This is a genomic window from Paenibacillus sp. p3-SID867, from assembly GCF_025142895.1.
In the GTDB taxonomy this organism is placed as follows: Bacteria; Bacillota; Bacilli; order Paenibacillales; family Paenibacillaceae; genus Paenibacillus_AQ.
Genome location: NZ_JAMBDM010000018.1, coordinates 1 through 17,964 on the forward strand (window position 1 = coordinate 1; position 17,964 = coordinate 17,964).

12 protein-coding genes are annotated in these 17,964 nt (G+C 49.8%); 11 read left to right on the top strand and 1 reads right to left on the bottom strand.

Going from position 1 to position 17,964, the window contains the following annotated elements; translation table 11 throughout:
* The 11 genes from M4D81_RS27585 to M4D81_RS27635 all read left to right on the top strand — a co-directional run.
* Window positions 1-2,047 (top strand): dynamin family protein (locus M4D81_RS27585; protein ID WP_260068760.1); only part of this gene is annotated, 2,047 nt, incomplete at its 5' end.
* A 527-nt stretch (window positions 2,048-2,574) separates the two neighbouring features.
* Window positions 2,575-4,353 carry an ABC transporter ATP-binding protein gene (locus M4D81_RS27590; protein ID WP_260068761.1) on the top strand — a complete coding sequence of 593 codons (1,779 nt, stop codon included), beginning with the start codon at window positions 2,575-2,577 and terminating at the stop codon, window positions 4,351-4,353.
* Window positions 4,350-6,215 (top strand): ABC transporter ATP-binding protein, encoded by a 1,866-nt coding sequence (locus M4D81_RS27595; RefSeq protein WP_233354817.1) that lies wholly within the window; start codon window positions 4,350-4,352, stop codon window positions 6,213-6,215. Before M4D81_RS27590 ends, M4D81_RS27595 begins: the two co-directional genes overlap by 4 nt.
* A gap of 141 nt (window positions 6,216-6,356) precedes the next feature.
* Window positions 6,357-6,818 carry a GNAT family N-acetyltransferase gene (locus M4D81_RS27600; protein WP_071218337.1) on the top strand — a complete coding sequence of 154 codons (462 nt, stop codon included), beginning with the start codon at window positions 6,357-6,359 and terminating at the stop codon, window positions 6,816-6,818.
* 351 nt (window positions 6,819-7,169) lie between these two features.
* Window positions 7,170-7,913 carry a CAP domain-containing protein gene (locus M4D81_RS27605; RefSeq protein ID WP_260068762.1) on the top strand — a complete coding sequence of 248 codons (744 nt, stop codon included), beginning with the start codon at window positions 7,170-7,172 and terminating at the stop codon, window positions 7,911-7,913.
* Window positions 7,914-8,058: 145 nt separating this feature from the next.
* Window positions 8,059-8,910: a GDSL-type esterase/lipase family protein gene (locus M4D81_RS27610; protein WP_260068763.1), complete on the top strand. Its 852-nt coding sequence runs from the start codon at window positions 8,059-8,061 to the stop codon at window positions 8,908-8,910.
* Window positions 8,911-8,946: 36 nt separating this feature from the next.
* Window positions 8,947-9,915, top strand: coding sequence for an ABC transporter ATP-binding protein (locus M4D81_RS27615; protein ID WP_071218424.1), 969 nt, complete (start codon window positions 8,947-8,949; stop codon window positions 9,913-9,915).
* Entirely contained in the window at window positions 9,908-10,897 is a 990-nt protein-coding gene (locus M4D81_RS27620; protein WP_071218334.1) for an ABC transporter permease, read from the top strand. The genes M4D81_RS27615 and M4D81_RS27620 overlap by 8 nt, the downstream gene beginning before the upstream one ends.
* A 115-nt stretch (window positions 10,898-11,012) precedes the next feature.
* Window positions 11,013-12,992: a DNA topoisomerase IV subunit B gene (gene parE, locus M4D81_RS27625; protein WP_194541993.1), complete on the top strand. Its 1,980-nt coding sequence runs from the start codon at window positions 11,013-11,015 to the stop codon at window positions 12,990-12,992.
* Between the two features lie 11 nt (window positions 12,993-13,003).
* Window positions 13,004-15,463 carry a DNA gyrase subunit A gene (gene gyrA, locus M4D81_RS27630; RefSeq protein ID WP_260068764.1) on the top strand — a complete coding sequence of 820 codons (2,460 nt, stop codon included), beginning with the start codon at window positions 13,004-13,006 and terminating at the stop codon, window positions 15,461-15,463.
* A 419-nt stretch (window positions 15,464-15,882) separates the two neighbouring features.
* A complete protein-coding gene (locus M4D81_RS27635; RefSeq protein WP_260068765.1) occupies window positions 15,883-16,314 on the top strand; it encodes a MarR family transcriptional regulator in 432 nt (143 codons plus the stop codon).
* 150 nt (window positions 16,315-16,464) lie between these two features.
* Here M4D81_RS27635 and M4D81_RS27640 read toward each other — a convergent pair whose 3' ends face one another.
* Window positions 16,465-17,826 carry a lytic polysaccharide monooxygenase gene (locus M4D81_RS27640; protein WP_260068766.1) on the bottom strand — a complete coding sequence of 454 codons (1,362 nt, stop codon included), beginning with the start codon at window positions 17,824-17,826 and terminating at the stop codon, window positions 16,465-16,467.
* Window positions 17,827-17,964: the final 138 nt, after the last annotated feature.

Consider the following 17,964-nt stretch of genomic DNA (forward strand, 5'->3'; position numbering starts at 1 on the left):
GCCGCGCACCTCCCTCACCCCCGGCCTCCTGCCGGAGGTGAGGGAGCCGGAAGGGCAGCTCGCGCCAGCGGCTGCCCAGGGCGGCACCCCGGCGGCGCCGCCGGGGCACGGGCGCCCGGCGCCCCGCGCCGCCGGGGCGCAGGCGGCGGCACCGCAGCGCCGCCAGCGGCTGGATGCCGCGGCAGCCGAGCTGCGCGCGGCGGCTGCGATGCTGGCGCCGCACCCTGCGCTAGCATCGGCCGCGCGGGATATAACCGCCCGCGCGGATGCACTTGCAGGCGGGTCGTTCACTTTGGCGCTGTTCGGTGCGTTCAGCGCCGGGAAGTCCTCCTTCGCCAATGCTCTGCTTGGCGAGTCGGTATTGCCGGTATCACCGCACCCGACAACGGCGGCGGTGAACCGGATTCTGGCACCGGCAGAAGGGAAAACCCATGGTACCGCAGACGTGCGCATGAAGAGCCGCGAGATGTGGTGGGACGATTTGAAGTACTCCTTCAGCGTGCTGGGTCTCCAAGAACCAACTCCGAGCAATTGGCGAAGCGCGGCAGAAGCATTGAATCCGGCCGGTATTCATCCGGCAGGATTGCCGCATTATGGGTTTCTGAAGGCTGCGGCAGCCGGCTTTGACATGATGGAGACCAAACTGGGTATGACAGAAACCGTAGAGCTGGCGGAATATCGGGGCTATGTGGCCGACGAAACCAAATCCTGTTTTGTTGACGGGATCGATCTGTATTACAGCTGTCCGATGACAGAGCAGGGGATCGTGCTGGTGGATACGCCTGGAGCCGATTCCCTTCATGCCCGGCACACCGGCGTAACGTTCAATTATATTAAAAATGCGGACGCTATCGTATACGTAACGTATTACAACCATGCTTTCTCCAAAGCGGATCGGCAATTCCTGTCCCAGCTGGGCAGGGTTAAAGACAGCTTTGCGCTGGATAAAATGTTTTTTATCGTCAATGCCGCAGATCTTGCACAATCCGAAGAGGAACTGGATGAGGTGGTGAAGCATGTTCGTACCAACCTGACGTCTAGCGGGGTAGGCAGCCCGCATATCTTCCCTGTTTCCAGTTTGGCAGCACTGGATAGTAAGCTGTATGGGGATGAAGCGAAATTGAAGGAATCGGGGTTCCCTGTATTCGAAGATGCGCTTAGCCGATTTGCGGTTGAAGAGATGCCAAGGCTTTCAGAGCGCGCCGGTTATGATGAACTGGCTTCGGTGAGGGATCGAATCAGAGCTTGGGCCGATATGGCAGCCCAGGATGAAACCACGCGCGAGCGTAAAATCGTGGAGCTGGAAGAGGTTCACACACGAGCCTTATCCCGTCTTGCGGCTTTAACGGAGATTAACATGTCCCGTGATATCGCGCAGGAAAGCAGCGAGCTGCTGTTTCATGTACGGCAGCGGCTGGATTATGCCATGAACCGTTTCTTTCAGGAGTCGTTTAATCCTTCCGTGCTTCGGGAGGACGCAGGTCACCTGAAATCGGCCTTTGCGGCTTGCGGACGTGATTTGATGCGGACGATGTCCACGGAGCTGGATCAGGAGCTATGGGCAACAACGCTTCGATTAGAGATGGCCGGTCGCAAATTAACCGAAGACGCAGCGCTTAAAGCGGCAGCGGATATCAACGATATGGCCGAGGGCTTATCCCTCGCCATCCGGCGGGATAAAGACTGGTCACCGCCGGAGCTGGAAGAAACGGAATTGCAAATACAGGGGGATTGGTTGTCCTTCTGGTCGACCTTTAAGAACCCGAAGCATTTCTTTGAGGGCAGCGGAAGCTCCAAGCTTCGAGAAGCGGCAGAGCCGAAGGTGAAGGAAGCCGTGGCGAGTGTGGTGAGCATTCGGGAAGAGCAGCTGACGGACCACTATGTTCGAATGAGTGTACGTTCATTGCAGCATCATGTATCGGTGTTGGAGGAACAGCTGAAGGAATCCATGGCTGCCATCCTCGGTTCGCTGCAGGACGGTCAATCTCCGTTGATGTGGAGTAAGCTGGCGGATGAGCTGGAAGCTATGATTCAGGCGGCTCGGTAATAGCGGATCTTATGCCATAACATGTGCACACACAACGAAAGGTATAGATGTTGGAGTCTGAAGCTTCCATACGAATAACGATGTTATGCAGGTCTAAACTCCAATCGCATACTTTTCCATCCAAGGGCGTCCCATATGCCATCCTGGCGGGGCGTCTTTTTTCCTATGCTCGTTCGGGTGGATAAAGGTCAAGAGGATGGTATGACGTATTTTAATCTGCTACAACGTTCGCCACTGGGGTGAAAACGGCTTAGGATTTTACCCTTTTTCAAGCATGTTCAAAAAAGTCGGAAATCATGGATGAAGCCTGATGGTTGAAGGGACTGACAATGTGATTATATCCCCTAGTATTAATGAGAATTTCCGATGATTTCATTATGAAACAAAGATAAGTTATACTATTTGCCCCCTTTAGGTCCTTTTGGCTCATTTATGGCGGTTTTCCCTCTTTGCCGCGGGTTCAGGTCGATGATAAACTTCATAAATGCTACATAACCTGAACGAAAATAATCCAAAGGAGGATAAACATGAATGTTCTCAGGCAACTGCAGGGCTTCTTTTGGGAGAAACGAAGTTATCTTTTTCTTTCCATGCTGTGTCTGGCGATTGCAACCGCTTTAGGACTTGTCTATCCGCATCTGTTAAAAGTGCTGATTGACGATGCAATCAAGCTGGAGAATTACGGTATCGTACCGCAGCTGGCGCTCACTGTGCTGGGTGTGGTCATCCTTAAAGCTTTCATGCAGTTTTTGCACGGATTTTTTGGGGGAAGGCTGGGGAACTACCTGGCTTACGCGCTACGAAACGCCTGCTATGAAAAATTGCAATTTCTATCGTTCCGTTACTATGATACGGCTCGGACCGGGGATTTGATGTCACGGCTGACGGGCGATTTGGAAGCGATCCGAATGTTTATCGGCTTCGGTTTTGCTCAGCTGCTCAATCTGGTATTGATGGTGACTTTCGGTTCCATTATGATGTTCACTATTAGCTGGAAATTGACGCTCGTAACTTTGGTAGCGATGCCATTTTTGGTTGTGGCGGCTCTAAAGTTCGAATCCAAGATCCATCCGGCGTTCCAGGAGATGCGTCTGGCACTAAGCTCGCTGACGACCGCGGTTCAGGAGAATATCACGGGTGTTCGTACCGTAAAGTCTTTTGCTCGCGAGCCTCACGAAGTGGAGAAATTCTCCGAACGGAATGAGCGTTACAAAACCAACCAGATATTTGCCTCTTCACTATGGGCCCGTTATTTCCCGATGATGGAGCTCTTCGCGAATATCAGTGTCGTCATTTTGCTCGCCGTCGGCGGAGCGATGGTCATCCAAGGTTCCATGACGGTAGGGGAACTGGCAGCTTTCTTTACTTTGATCTGGTACATAATCGGCCCGCTTTGGGGAATCGGGTTTCACATTAATAACTACACGCAGTCCAAGGCATCGGGTGAACGGGTATTGGAGCTGCTGAATCAGCCGATTGATGTCGAAGACCGTGAACGTGCGGTAGATTTGGTACCAAGCGAGGTGAAGGGTCATGTCGTATTTGATAATGTCACCTTTGCTTACGGTAACAAGATGGCAGCCGTCAAAGATATTAATCTGGATGCTCGTCCCGGCTCCGTGATCGGCCTGCTTGGGGGAACGGGGTCTGGTAAATCGACCATTATCCAGCTCTTGATGCATGCCTACAATGTGAATCAGGGGAGCATCAAACTAGATGGCATGAACATTAATGATATAAAGATCCGGAGTCTGCGCAGCCAGATTGCCACGGTCTTTCAGGAGACCTTCTTGTTCTCGTCCAGCATCCGCAACAATATTTCTTACGGCATGAAGGACGTTAGCATGGAAGAAATCATCCGTGTTGCCAAGCTGGCCAAAGCCCATGACTTTATTATGGAAATGAAGGATGGTTACGATACCATTGTCGGCGAACGGGGGATGGGACTCTCCGGCGGACAGAAGCAGCGGATTGCGATTGCACGAGCCCTTCTGAAAGATCCGAAAATCTTGATCCTGGATGATGCCACCAGTGCTGTAGATATGGAAACCGAGCATGAAATTCAGTCCGGCTTCCAGGAAGTCATGAACGGCAGAACGACCTTTATTATCGCTCACCGGATTTCTTCCTTGCGTCATGCGGATGAAATTCTCGTTCTGGATGAGGGAAGAGTCGTGCAGCGCGGCAAGCATAACGATTTGATTGCAGTGCAGGGGCCTTATCAGGATGTATACAAAATACAATATGCGGACCTTATTGCGAAGCAAGCTCAAGCAGGAGGCACGCAAGGGCAGGTGCAAGCATGAACGCCAATGTAAATACAGAACCGCATCAAAAGCAAAAGATTCCGAGGCCGCGGAAGCCTTCGGAAGAAACGAATGAACGTTTTGTCTACAAGGACGACGATGCGATTGAAAAGCCGTTTAACTGGGCGCAGCTGACGCGTCTGATCTCGTATATGAAACCTTACGCCAAACAGATTCTCCCGTTGATCGGCCTTATGATGGTCATCGGTACCATAACGAAGCTGGCCATTCCGTTCTTGACCAGTTTGGCAATCGACCAGGCCATTGACCCGAGGGATGGCAACCCGAGCTTAACCCTATTGTATCAGATTACAATCGCGGTTCTTGCGATGTATATCATTCAATGGGTTGCAGGAATATTTCGTATCAGATTTACGAATATCATCGGTCAGCGGGTCATTTATGACCTGCGAGCAGATCTGTTCCAGCACATTCAGCGCTTGTCCTTCAATTTCTTCGACAAGCGTCCGGCTGGATCTGTGCTGGTCCGGGTTACGAATGATGTTAACTCCCTGCAGGATTTGTTTACCAACGGGGTTGTCAACCTGATCATCGACTGCGTGCAGTTAGTAGGTATTGTCGTTATTCTTTTGTTAATAAACTGGAAGCTCGGTCTTGCTGTTATTGTCACGGTACCGATCATGTTCTTCATCTCGACGAAACTCCGTGTACGCATCCGGCGTGCATGGCAGGATGTACGGATTCGGAACTCGCGGATTAACTCTCACTTGAATGAATCGATTCAGGGGATCCGCGTAACCCAAGCTTACACGCAAGAAGAAGAGAATATGAAGTTCTTTGATAACATGAACATGGACAGCAAAAAGTCCTGGGATAAAGCGTCCGCCATGAACCAAGGGTTTGGGCCTCTTATCGAAATTACCGGCGGTTTCGGTTCATTGATCTTGTTCTGGCTCGGTGCCGTGTTGATCCAGCAAGGCGAGCTCACCATCGGTCTGTTAATTGCCTTCACCCAATATGTCGGAAACTTCTGGGAGCCGATCAACCGGCTTGGCCAAATGTATAACCAATTGCTTGTCGCCATGGCTTCCTCTGAACGCATATTTGAGTTCATTGACGAGAAGCCGAGCATTGATGATCAGCCCGGGGCGAAGAAATTGCCAACGATTAAAGGGGACATCAAGCTGGAGAATGTGGTGTTCGAATACGAAAAAGGACGTCAGGCTCTCAAAGGGATCAATTTGAATGTAAAGGCAGGCCAGTCGATTGCGCTTGTCGGTCATACCGGATCAGGCAAGAGTACCATCATTAATCTGCTCAGCCGATTCTATGATATTACCGAAGGTAAGCTAACGATTGACGGATACGATATCCAATCGGTGACGGTGGAAAGCCTCCGCAATCAGATTGGCATCGTGCTGCAGGATACCTTTATATTCTCCGGCACGATTCGCGATAATATCCGGTTTGGCCGTCTGGATGCGACCAATGAGGAGATTGAGGATGTAGCCAAGGCGGTCGGCGCCCATGAATTCATCGTTCAGATGCCGGGCGGTTACGATACCGAGGTAGAAGAACGCGGGAATATGCTGTCTATGGGTCAGCGGCAGCTGCTGTCCTTTGCCAGGGCGCTCCTTGCCGATCCGCGGATTCTGATTCTGGATGAAGCAACGGCGAGTATCGATACCGAGACGGAGTTGAAAATTCAGGAAGCTCTTAAAGTGCTGCTTCAGGGCCGAACCTCCTTCATCGTGGCGCACCGTTTGTCAACGATCCGCCATGCCGATCATATCGTTGTGCTGGATCACGGCAAGATTATTGAAGAAGGAAATCACAGCCAGCTTATGCAGAAGCAGGGTACGTACCATGGGTTGATTGAAGCGCAATACCGATTTTTGTAAAAACGGCTTAACAAAGGTTTAACAAAACCGACACAAATGTAAAAAAAATGTCGCTCGATACTTGCAATCTTCTTCATAAACTTACAAAATAGAAGTAGAGTTTACTCAGAATTCATAGAAGAAGGGAAGCATGAGGGTATAATGAGCATCGAAAGCGTATTATCTGCGCCTGCACTGCTGATTCGAAACTTTGAGAAGAATGATTTGGAAGCTGTCACATCCTTGATGCGCGAACTGAATTATCCGACCACGCTGAATGTCATGCGTGAACGGATGGAAGCGATGAACGACAATCCTTTGTACGGCAATCTGATTGCTGAAGTTGATGGTGTTGTTGTTGGTATGATCATGCTTCGTCAAGTCAAATCCTTCACTATGACCGAACCGGTCACTCAAATTACTTCGGTTATTGTAACCTCAAGCTACCGCGGCCAAGGAATTGGCAAAAGATTGATTCGCGGTGCAGAGACATGGGGAAGACAGCATGGTAGCCACCTCTTGTTTCTCACAAGCGGCAACCGGGAAGAACTTGCTCCCGCACATGCATTTTATGAGCATATTGGATTTGAAAAGGCTGGATATCAGTTTAGTAAAAAGCTGTAGTCCTGGGTCTTTTCATGAACCCATCCCATTTTTGGGATGGGTTTTTTCTTGTTATGGCCTAAAACTCGATTGAAAGACACCGATTTAAAAGGAGATCTATCGCTTGAATCAGGCAGCGATCACTACATATGATCTGGGACTAGTGCCGACTTGATCACTTATGTATAGGTAGGAATTCAAGGTCGCTTTTCCAACAATTGTAGGATTGCCCAAGGTATCAAATGTGTTACAATGTGTTCGTACGAGATTACAAAAATGTAACTATTGTTTGATCGTCCAGCACCCATGAAAGTCATCTTAGAACGGGCGGTCAAGCAAACTCACAACTATGAGCATAGGAGATGAGCATTTATGAACAACCATTGGATAAAGAAAATCGCAGGCGGCAGCATTGCTGCTGTACTGGCTGTCGGTATCATGCTGCCTACTACGGCATCCGCAGCACCTGCTGAGAGTAATAATTATGTGAACTGGCAGCAAAAGATCCAGAAATTCCTGGAGAGCCAAGGTTTTGAATCACAGTTTAAATGGGTGGTTCAGAAGCCGCAAACGGAAAAACCTCAGGCAGATAAACCTGTTGAGACTCCGCAAACCAGCAAGCCAGAAACCACTAAACCAGAAGCGACGCAACCTGAAACCAGCAAACCGGAAACAAGCAAGCCTGAGACTAGCACTCCATCTACAAAACCGTCCCAGCCTTCCGAGTCAGCGGGTACAACGGAACAATCGAATTTTGCTTCCGAGGTTGTCACATTGGTGAACAAAGAACGTGCGAATGCAGGTCTGAAGCCGCTCACGGTCCATGCTAAGCTAACAACCGTAGCGCTGGATAAAGCGAAGGATATGAGTAATAACAATTACTTCAGCCACACTTCACCGACACATGGTTCGCCATTTGATATGATGAAAGCTTACGGTATTTCTTACGGCTATGCCGGCGAGAATATTGCTAAAGGGCAACGTACGCCTCAAGAAGTAATGAACTCCTGGATGAACAGCCAAGGTCATCGTGAAAACATCCTGTCTCCGAATTTCACCATGATCGGTGTTGGATACTATAACGGATATTGGGTTCAAGAGTTCATCAGTCAATAAGCACTTATCTTGTTTCATATAAAGGCTGCCCCGGTCACGCATCCAAAGATTGCGTCCGGGGCAGTCTTCTTTGCGTGTTTTGATTTGCAAATTTTATATAGAAGTCTTAAGGTAATGTAATGAGGAATTTTGTAGGGGGAATGTCATGAAATCATCTGCATGGATATGGCGAATCACTGCCTCCGTGTCGGTTATTGTAACGATTGTGCTCATTATCGGTTTTATGTATGCGTTCAAAGATATTAATGATCCGCAAGGACAGCCCTTGCTGACCGGTGGCGGATCCGAGGCGTCCGAAGAAGAGACAGCGCCGGAGCAGCCGGGGAGCGATCCGTCACAACCGGTTTTGCCCCATGATTTAAAGGTAACTGCGATTGGAGATTCACTGGCCAAGGGAACAGGGGACAATACCGGGAGCGGTTTTGTCCGCAGGAGCGTGGATCAATTAAACGGCGATGGACGAACAGCGAGCCTGCTGGCAAATCTGGCCATAAACGGAATGACTACCGAAGCACTGCTTCCCAAGCTGGACGACAAGGGAATACAGTATGCCTTGAAGCAAGCCAATGTGATTATGCTTTCGATCGGAGGCAATGATATATTTCAAGGCAGCGGGCTGATGGACGGGGCGGCGGATTCCGATGAGTTGGAGCTCGAACCTGCCAAACTGATGGCCGCATTGCCGCAGGCCTCTGAACGACTGCAGGCGATTCTGGAGAAGATTCGCGCCATTAATCCGGATGCCCGAATCGTTTATATCGGTCACTATCATCCTTTTTCCGATTTGGAGGATTTGCTCATACCCGGGAATATTGTGGTCTCTGCCTGGAATCATTCGGTCATGGAGATTGTGAACCGGGATCCCAATATGACATTGGTCCCTACGTTCGATCTGTTTCAGCACAAGCTGGGCGAGTATCTGTCCTCGGACCATTTTCATCCGAACGGGGCAGGATATCAGGCTATAGCGGATCGAATTGTAGAGGGTATGCTCTAGGCATGATGAGGATGTCATATGGGGAGTTGGAAAACGATGAATGAACAAGCTCAAGAAATCGTGCTATCTGTCCAGCATGTAAAAAAGAAAATCGGTCGAAAATGGATTATACATGATGTGTCGTTCGACGTGCGCGCAGGCGAAATTTTCGGGTTCTTGGGGCCGAACGGGGCAGGAAAGACGACCACGATCCGGATGCTGGTGGATCTGATCAAACCGACCTCCGGCAGGATCGAGGTTTGCGGTTATGATGTGAACCGCCAGCAGGAGCAGGCGCTGCGTTATATCGGTTCCATCGTGGAGAATCCTGAAATGTATTCATATATGACGGGGTGGGAAAATCTTGAGCATTTTGCGCGAATGCAGCCCGGCATTGACCAGCAGCGAATACAGGAAGTTGTGGATACGGTGAGATTGGATCGAAGAATTCATGACAAGGTGAGCACGTATTCTCTGGGAATGCGGCAGCGGCTTGGGATAGCCCAAGCCCTGCTCGGCAGACCGAGGCTGCTCATTCTTGACGAGCCGACAAACGGTCTTGATCCGAAAGGGATCAAAGAGATGCGGCAGTTCATCCATCGATTAGCCGAGGAAGGATTGGCTGTTTTTGTCTCGAGTCATCTGCTGAGCGAAATCCAGCTGTTATGCGATCGCGTGGCGATCATCAGCAGCGGAAGAGTGCTTGCGGTTGGCGAGGTCGAAGAATTGATTGCCGGCAACAGCGATCATGTGATCTGGGATCTGAATCCCGCCGTGCAAGGAAAACGAATATTGCAAAAGCTGGATTATTGCCACATTGTCGAGCGCCCCGAAGACGTGCTTGACGATAATTTGCTCGCAGGCATGTCTCCGGATGCTGTTGTGACCCGGATGAGCACTACATACACGTCAAGAGCTGTGGAACGGCTGGTGGCCGCGGGAGTACAGGTCCGGGAGGTTCATCGGATCAATCCTACGCTGGAGCAGCTGTTCCTGCAGATGACGGAGGGTGAGAGTATTGAGTAACCTGTTGCCCCTGATCAAAAACGAGTGCATCAAAATTATCAAACGAAAGCGGTTTTATGTTGTCCTTCTCGTTCTTCTTGTTCTGGTTCCCATGTTTACTTATGCCCAGATGAAGTCAGCTGAACGGAGCCGGGAGAAGTTCAACAGTGATTGGCGGCTTGAACTTCAGCAGCGAATCACGGATAATGAGAATTCGCTAAGCAGTGACAGGGTGCCGGATGAATGGAAACGATACAGGCAAATCTTTATTCAGCAAATGCAGTATTATTTGCAGCATGATGTGAATCCTAATCAACCAAACGGGGTTACGTTTACACGGGAATTTTTGAATAATGCGATATCCCTGTTTATTCCGCTGCTCATTATGGCGATCGCCTCGGATATCGTCTCCGGTGAACGGACGACCGGCACCATCAAAATGCTGCTGACAAGGCCTGTGAAGCGATGGAAGGTGCTGCTCAGCAAACTGATCGCCTTGATCATGTTTACGTCTCTTATTGTCGTTTCCACCTTTGTCATAGCCTATCTGATTTCCGGTCTAGCCTTCGGATACAAGGGATTTGACATACCGGTATTCACGGGATTCCAAATTGTTGGGTCTGATGTGGATATGTCCGGCGTTCATGCTGTCCCACAGTGGAAGTATTTGCTGATGCAGGGTGGATTGGTATGGTTTGTCGGCGTATGCGTCGGTATGCTGGCCTTTATGGTGTCCGTGCTGGTTCGAAGCACGGCGGCGAGCATTGTGATTATGATGGCCGCATTGATTGCCGGAAATATTCTGACGAATATGGCATCGGCCTGGAGCAGCGCGAAATATTTGTTCATGGTAAACCTCAATTTAACGAATTATTTAGCAGGCAATTTGCCGCCAATTGAGGGGATGACTTTGAATTTTTCCCTTGCCGTATTGGCCGTCTGGGCCATTTGTGCGGTTATTGTTTCATTCAGTGTCTTTACGAGAAGGGATATCTTGAATTAAAATGGACAAAGCATGAAACATTTGTTTGCATTTTTTAGGGAACAGCGTTCTTCTAAAATATTGAAATGTAGAAATAGAAATACACGAGATACGTGAAATTGAAGGAGGAGCATGAATGGTCGAACAGATCGATATGTTTGCAGAGTCATCGAAGAACGGCGGTAACAACCGTTCAGGATACGATGCTGACGACATTCAAGTGCTCGAAGGCCTCGTTGCGGTGCGCAAACGGCCAGGCATGTACATAGGGAGCACAAGCTCGTCAGGCTTGCATCATCTGGTATGGGAAATTGTGGACAACGCCGTAGACGAGCATTTGGCCAAGTACTGCTCGAGAATTGAAATTACATTGCATAAAGACGGATCCGCGACGGTATACGACAACGGACGCGGTATTCCAACCGGAATGCACAAGACAGGCATCCCCACCCCGCAGGTTGTATTTACGATTTTGCATGCCGGCGGTAAATTCGGTGGTTCCGGATATAAGAAGTCCGGCGGTCTTCATGGCGTTGGCGCATCCGTAACCAATGCGCTGTCCGAGTGGCTGGAGGTTGAAATTTACCGTGACGGTAAAATTCATCGCCAACGATTTGAATACTGGCAGGACAAAAAAGGAAAAGAGCATGTCGGGGAACCTGTAACGGGTCTTGAGGTGCTTGGCAATACGAACAAAACAGGGACGAAGATTACGTTTAAACCGGATGCGCGCGTGTTTACCGCGGGAACACATCTGAATTACGACACACTAGCAGAGCGCTTACAGGAAATTGCCTTCTTGAACTCCGGACTCCGGATTGTATTGAAAGACGAGCGCAGCGGCAACGGGGAAGAGTTTTTCTATGAAGGCGGCGCAAGCCAGTTCGTTCAGTTCCTGAATGAAGGCAAGGACGTGCTCCATGATGTGATCCATTTTTATGCGGAGAAGGATGATATCGAAGTTGAAATCGCCCTTCAATATAATGCGGGATATACCGAAACGTTGGCTTCTTTCGTTAACTCCATCCCGACGCGCGGGGGTGGTACGCATGAGACGGGCTTTAAGACAGCTTACACCCGTGTCATGAATGATTATGCCCGCAAGAACAATCTTTTGAAGGAAAAGGACAAGAACCTGGAGGGCAATGATCTTCGGGAAGGCATGATGACCGTGATCAGCGTCAAGATGGCTGAGGTCGAATTTGTCGGACAGACCAAGGACCAGCTGGGAAGCGCTTCTGCGCGCAGTGCGGTTGACAGCATTGTCACCGAGAAGATGCAAATCTTCCTCGAGGAGAATCCGCAGATCGCACAAACGCTGCTGAAGAAGGCCATCCAGGCTTCCAAAGCGCGTGAAGCGGCCCGTAAAGCAAGGGATGAGATGCGCAGCGGCAAGAAGCGCAGCGAAAGCTCCAATCTGGGCGGCAAGCTGACGCCTGCGCAGTCCAAAGACTTTACGCGAACCGAATTGTTTATAGTCGAAGGGGACTCCGCTGGCGGTTCTGCGAAGCAGGGACGGGATTCGAAAATCCAGGCTATACTGCCTCTTAAAGGGAAACCGATGAATCCGGAGAAATCGAAGCTGGCCGACATCCTGAAGAATGATGAATACCGAGCGATTGTATCTGCCATTGGTGCAGGGATCGGTACGGAGTTTACCGCCGGGGACAGCAATTATTCGAAAATCATCATCATGACGGATGCGGATACGGATGGCGCTCATATTCAGGTGCTGCTGCTTACGTTCTTCTACAGATACATGAAACCGTTAATTGATGAAGGCCGCGTCTACCTTGCGCAGCCTCCACTGTATAAAATCGCCAGCAAATCCGGGAAGCTGGAAACCGTTCGGTATGCCTGGACGGATGAGCAGCTGGCTAACTATTTGAAGGAATTCAAAAACTTCGAGCTGCAGCGTTACAAAGGTCTGGGCGAGATGAACCCGGAGCAATTATGGGAAACAACGATGAACCCGGAAACACGGACATTGCTGCAGGTACAAATCGATGATGCTGCCAAAGCGGAGCGTCGCGTGTCTACGCTGATGGGAGATAAAGTAGATCCCCGCAAACGGTGGATCGTAGAAAATGTAAACTTCGCAGAGTTTGAGGAATAGAAGGTGAAGGAATGAGTTTATCTGAGCAATTTTTGCCGGCTTTTCTGGAAGAGGTCGTAGGTGATCGATTTGGCCGGTATTCCAAGTATATTATTCAGGACCGGGCGATCCCGGACGTTCGTGACGGGCTGAAGCCCGTTCAGCGCCGGATCCTGTATGCCATGTACGATTCGGGTAACACACCGGATAAACCATACCGTAAATCGGCGAAAACCGTCGGGGATGTCATGGGTAATTACCATCCGCACGGGGACTCATCGATTTATGAAGGTATGGTTCGGATGGCTCAGCCATGGAAGATGGGACATGTGCTCGTGGACGGCCACGGAAACTGGGGTTCCCAGGATGATGATCCCGCCGCAGCGATGCGTTATACCGAGGCAAGGTTATCGCCGATTGCCATGGAGCTGCTTCGGGATATCGAGAAGCGGACCGTACTGTTTAAGGATAATTTTGATAACACGGCCAAGGAACCGGTTGTGCTGCCTTCACGGTACCCAAACCTGCTTGTGAACGGAGCTAGCGGGATTTCCGCGGGCTTTGCCACTGAAATCCCGCCTCACAATCTGCGGGAAGTGATCGATGCTTGTATTGCCGTTATGCAGAAGCCGGAGATTGAGCTGGCGGAGATTATGACCTTTATCAAAGGTCCGGACTTCCCAACCAGCGGAATCATCATGGGCGGCGAAGGCATTTTGGATGCCTATCGGACAGGCAAAGGCCGCGTTTATCTGCGGTCGAAGACGGACATTGAATCGCTTCGCGGCGGCAAGCAGCAGATTGTCATCACGGAAATTCCTTATCAGGTCGTTAAGTCACGGCTTGTTACCACGATGGAGAACATACGTCTGGAGAAAAAAGTCGAGGGTATCGCCGAGGTTCGCGATGAGAGCGGACGAGAAGGACTTCGCATCGTCGTTGAGCTGAAGAAGGATGCCGACGCAAACGGGATTCTGGCTTATTTGTTCAAGAAAACCGATCTGCAAATTACGTATAATTTCAATATGGTTGCGATCGTGAATAAAACCCCTCAACAACTGGGGCTTAAAGACATGTTATCAGCCTATATCCAGCATCAGCGTGAAGTCGTCACGCACCGGACCCAGTATGAGCTGGAGAAAGCAGAGGATCGGGCGCATGTATTGGAAGGCCTGGTTAAGGCTTTAAATATCCTGGATGAGGTCATTGCGGCGATCAAAGCGTCCAAGAATCGCCAGGATGCCCAGAACAATCTGCAATGGATGTTCGGTTTCACGGAGAGACAAGCCGATTCCATATTGACCTTGCAATTATACCGCCTTACGAACCTTGAAATTCATTCCCTGCAAAAAGAGCTGGACGAGTTAATGAAGAAAATCGAGGGCTTGCGTGCGATACTGGACAGCGATAAGAAGCTGATTGCCGTCATTCGCAAAGAGCTGCTTGAAATTCGCGAGAAATATGGCATCGACCGGCGTTCTGTCATTCAGGAAGAAGTGGAAGAGATCAAGGTTAATCTTGAAGTGCTGGTGAACGCAGAGGACGTGCTCGTAACACTGTCTAATGAAGGCTACATCAAGCGCACCAGCATGTTATCCTTCACCCGAAGCGGCGGTGAGCTGGAAAGCTCAGGCGTTAAGGAAGGGGATTACATCACACGTCTGTTTGAAGTCAATACCCTGGAGAATCTGCTTATATTCACGAGCCGTGGGCAGTATTTCTTATTGCCGGTTCACCAGATTCCGGAATACAAATGGAAAGATGCCGGTACGGCCATCGTTAACGTGATTCAGGTACCGAAAGAGGATCACATCGTATCGGTCATTCCGGTTTCGAACTTTGAAGAAGAGGGCAAGTCGCTTGTGTTTGTCAGCCGCAAAGGTCAAGTGAAACGCACAGAGCTCAAGGAGTATGTCACCAAGCGGGCTGGCGCTGTTGCGGCAGCCAAGGTCGCTGCGGAAGACAGCATTATCCAGGTCGTCGTGAGTGATAACAATAAAGATATTGTGCTAATCTCGAAAGAAGGGATGAGCATCCGGTTTAATGAGCAGGAAGTCAACGCCATGGGACGCGTTTCCGGCGGGGTTCGAGGAATCCAGCTCCGTGACGGGGATGAAGTCGTTGCGGCATTATGGGTGGAGAACGATGAGGGTGAGATTTTGACGATCACGGATCTTGGCTATGGCAAGCGCAGCTTGCTGCTGGATTACCAGACGCAAAGCCGCGGCGGAAAAGGCATGGCTACGTTTGAGTTTAAGGAAGGCAAGCGGGTGAAGCCTAACGGCAGCGCCATTGTCGGTGCTTTCTATTGCCGTGAACCGCTGCAGATTATGGCGTACAGCGAAGATGGGCAAGCCCAACTGATTCACACCGAAAAAGTTCCGATCGCGGAACGTAAATCGATAGGCAAACTGCTTGCCGATGTTGGCAAGCAAGGACGGATTGTCGATCTGGTAACTCTTCCGCATGCGGAGTCAGGTCAAGAAAGTTAAACAAGATTGCGTAACATCCTTTTTTAGGAGATTTCCAAGTTTGGAGAAGATAAGATAGACGGACGAAAAGCACCTTCGATGATATTTGTCGAGGTGCTTTTGCTATATTTTGCGTTTCCCGCAACATTAGAGCTGTTATTTATACTATTTGACATATGCCCGACTATGTCGAAGCAGGGTGAACCTTGAAAAATGCCGTCATATAAGGGTTGGCAGGTTTTGTCGCTTGATTGGAAATTATATTTTTTAACGAAAAAAGAAGGATATTGAGAGGTCGCCCGCGAAAAGTTAATCCTATAAACTATTATGGAATCATGACTAGGGTTCAAACGAAACCCATTCACCGAGGTACAGCGCAACATCTACGGACGGTATCCGATGTTTGATCATCACAGCATTATTGAAGGGACGGGATAAATATGCATACTGCCGAATTCGCCAAGGTGTGGTCCAAGCTGGCCAAGGATTATAAGCTCCATATGGAAGCCGGATTAGCACCGACATTGACGGAATCGCAACTGATGGTGCTGGAGGTGCTTGCTGAATTAAAGCGAATGAAACCTTCCGATTTCATTCCTTACCTGGCCACAAGTCCGGCAGCCGTAACCATGCTATTGGACCGGATGGAGAAGAATGGATTGATCAAACGGGAACGGGACGCGAATGACAGACGGATCGTCTGGGTGACGATTTCCTATAAAGGGCGTGAGGAATTTACACGGGGATTACAGGTTAGGGATGAGTACCTTTCCCAAATATTGAACCGCATATCCTCGCATAATCAACAGCTGCTTGTCTATCTGTTAGGAAAGATTAGTACAGCCCCAAAGGAAGTCCTGGTTGAGGTATAAGTTCTAAGGCTAAAGCTAACAATCGTAAACGTAGAGAAGCCCCCTGGGAAGCTGCAGACGGCAGCTCACCCTTGGGGGCTGTTACATATTTTCATACTTATGGAGCATTATCTTATATCACGTTTCGAATCTATACATGACGTATTGTGATTATGACTTAAGCAACCATAAAGCCGGCACGTTGGAGGGTTCCCAACCAGGCAGGGACGTGTGGGCTTGACGGCATTCATAGGTGTTGCCACCATATGTGACTAAAGCTCCCTGCTGGTATGAAGTGTTTGGTGCCCAGGCCGGGGTTTCCGGTGTGGAGCCGTCCGCCGTGGTAACTTGCAGTTCATTGCTTGCAGGGGAGACGTTGCCAGCCGCATCACGAGCTTTAACGGTGAAGCTATAGGCTGTGTTGGGTGTTAACCCGCCGACCGTATAGGAAAGCGTGCTGCCGGATACCGTGGTCACCAGCGTTGTGCCCCGATAAACTTCATAGCCGCTAACCCCGACATTATCCGTGGAATTGTTCCAGGCTAGTGATACGCTGGTTGAGGTAGAGCCGACTGATCGTAAATTGGCAGGGGCCGTGGGAGCTTGAGTGTCCGGTACCGGATTGGATGTGGCAATCGTTAACGGACTGCTCGCCGTGGAGACGTTGCCTGCGCCATCGCGTGCTTTTACCGTAAAGGTATAGGAGGTTGACGATTGCAGACCGGTGACGGTATGGCTTAAGGTTGTTCCTGATACGGTTGTTACTAGATTAGATCCTTGATAGATTTCATAGCCTGTTACCCCCACGTTATCCGTGGCAGCGTTCCAGGAGAGCGAAATGCTGCTGCTGGTGACGCCTGTGGATCTTAAGTTACCGGGTGCGGTTGGAGCTTGCGTATCCTGATTTCCGCTGCCGTTATTCAGGTTCACATCGATTACGTTATAGAAGGCGTTGCCTGTATCGGCAATCTCCCATACGGCTAGAATCAGATAGTAGCCGGTGCGGTCGGTAGGAACATTACAGGTGTGGGTTACGGTGTTCGGCGGACGTTTGCCACCGTCATTGAAGGAGCAGAACAATTCGAGATCTGCGCGTGCGAGGGGTTTGCTGGAATCCCAGCCTTTTTTCGTAATATAATATTTCCAATCGGATGTGGCGTGAGCTGCGGTCAGCACCCATTTAAATGTATTCGGTCCGCCGTTCATGTTCACTTTACTCCAGCGGGTAGGTGATTGTTCATTGAGCTCGTGAAATATTCCGGCACCAGCAATCTGACCATCCGCCGGTCCACCGATAGGGAAGTTTCCTTTTCCCTCCAGGGAATGCGGTTCATATATGATTCTGCCGCAGTTGGTGTTCTCTCCGAGCTTACACTTATAACCACGACTGGCTGGTGATTCAACATAACCATGAGCGGAGACGCTGCTTGCCGTGATGACCATGATGGTGAAGAACAACAGTGTGCTTCCTAAAAAAATCCACAGCGGTTTCAAATGCAAGCGGCGATTTGTTTGACATTGAACCTGATCCATAACAAATACCTCCTTGAATATTTAATTTGAAATTCAGCGGACACTTGTTGCTGATCAAACCTCCCTGAGCTGTGAGCTTTCTTGCTCTGTTACACATCATAAACAACCGAGCCGACCCGTGTAACCATTCATGAACAG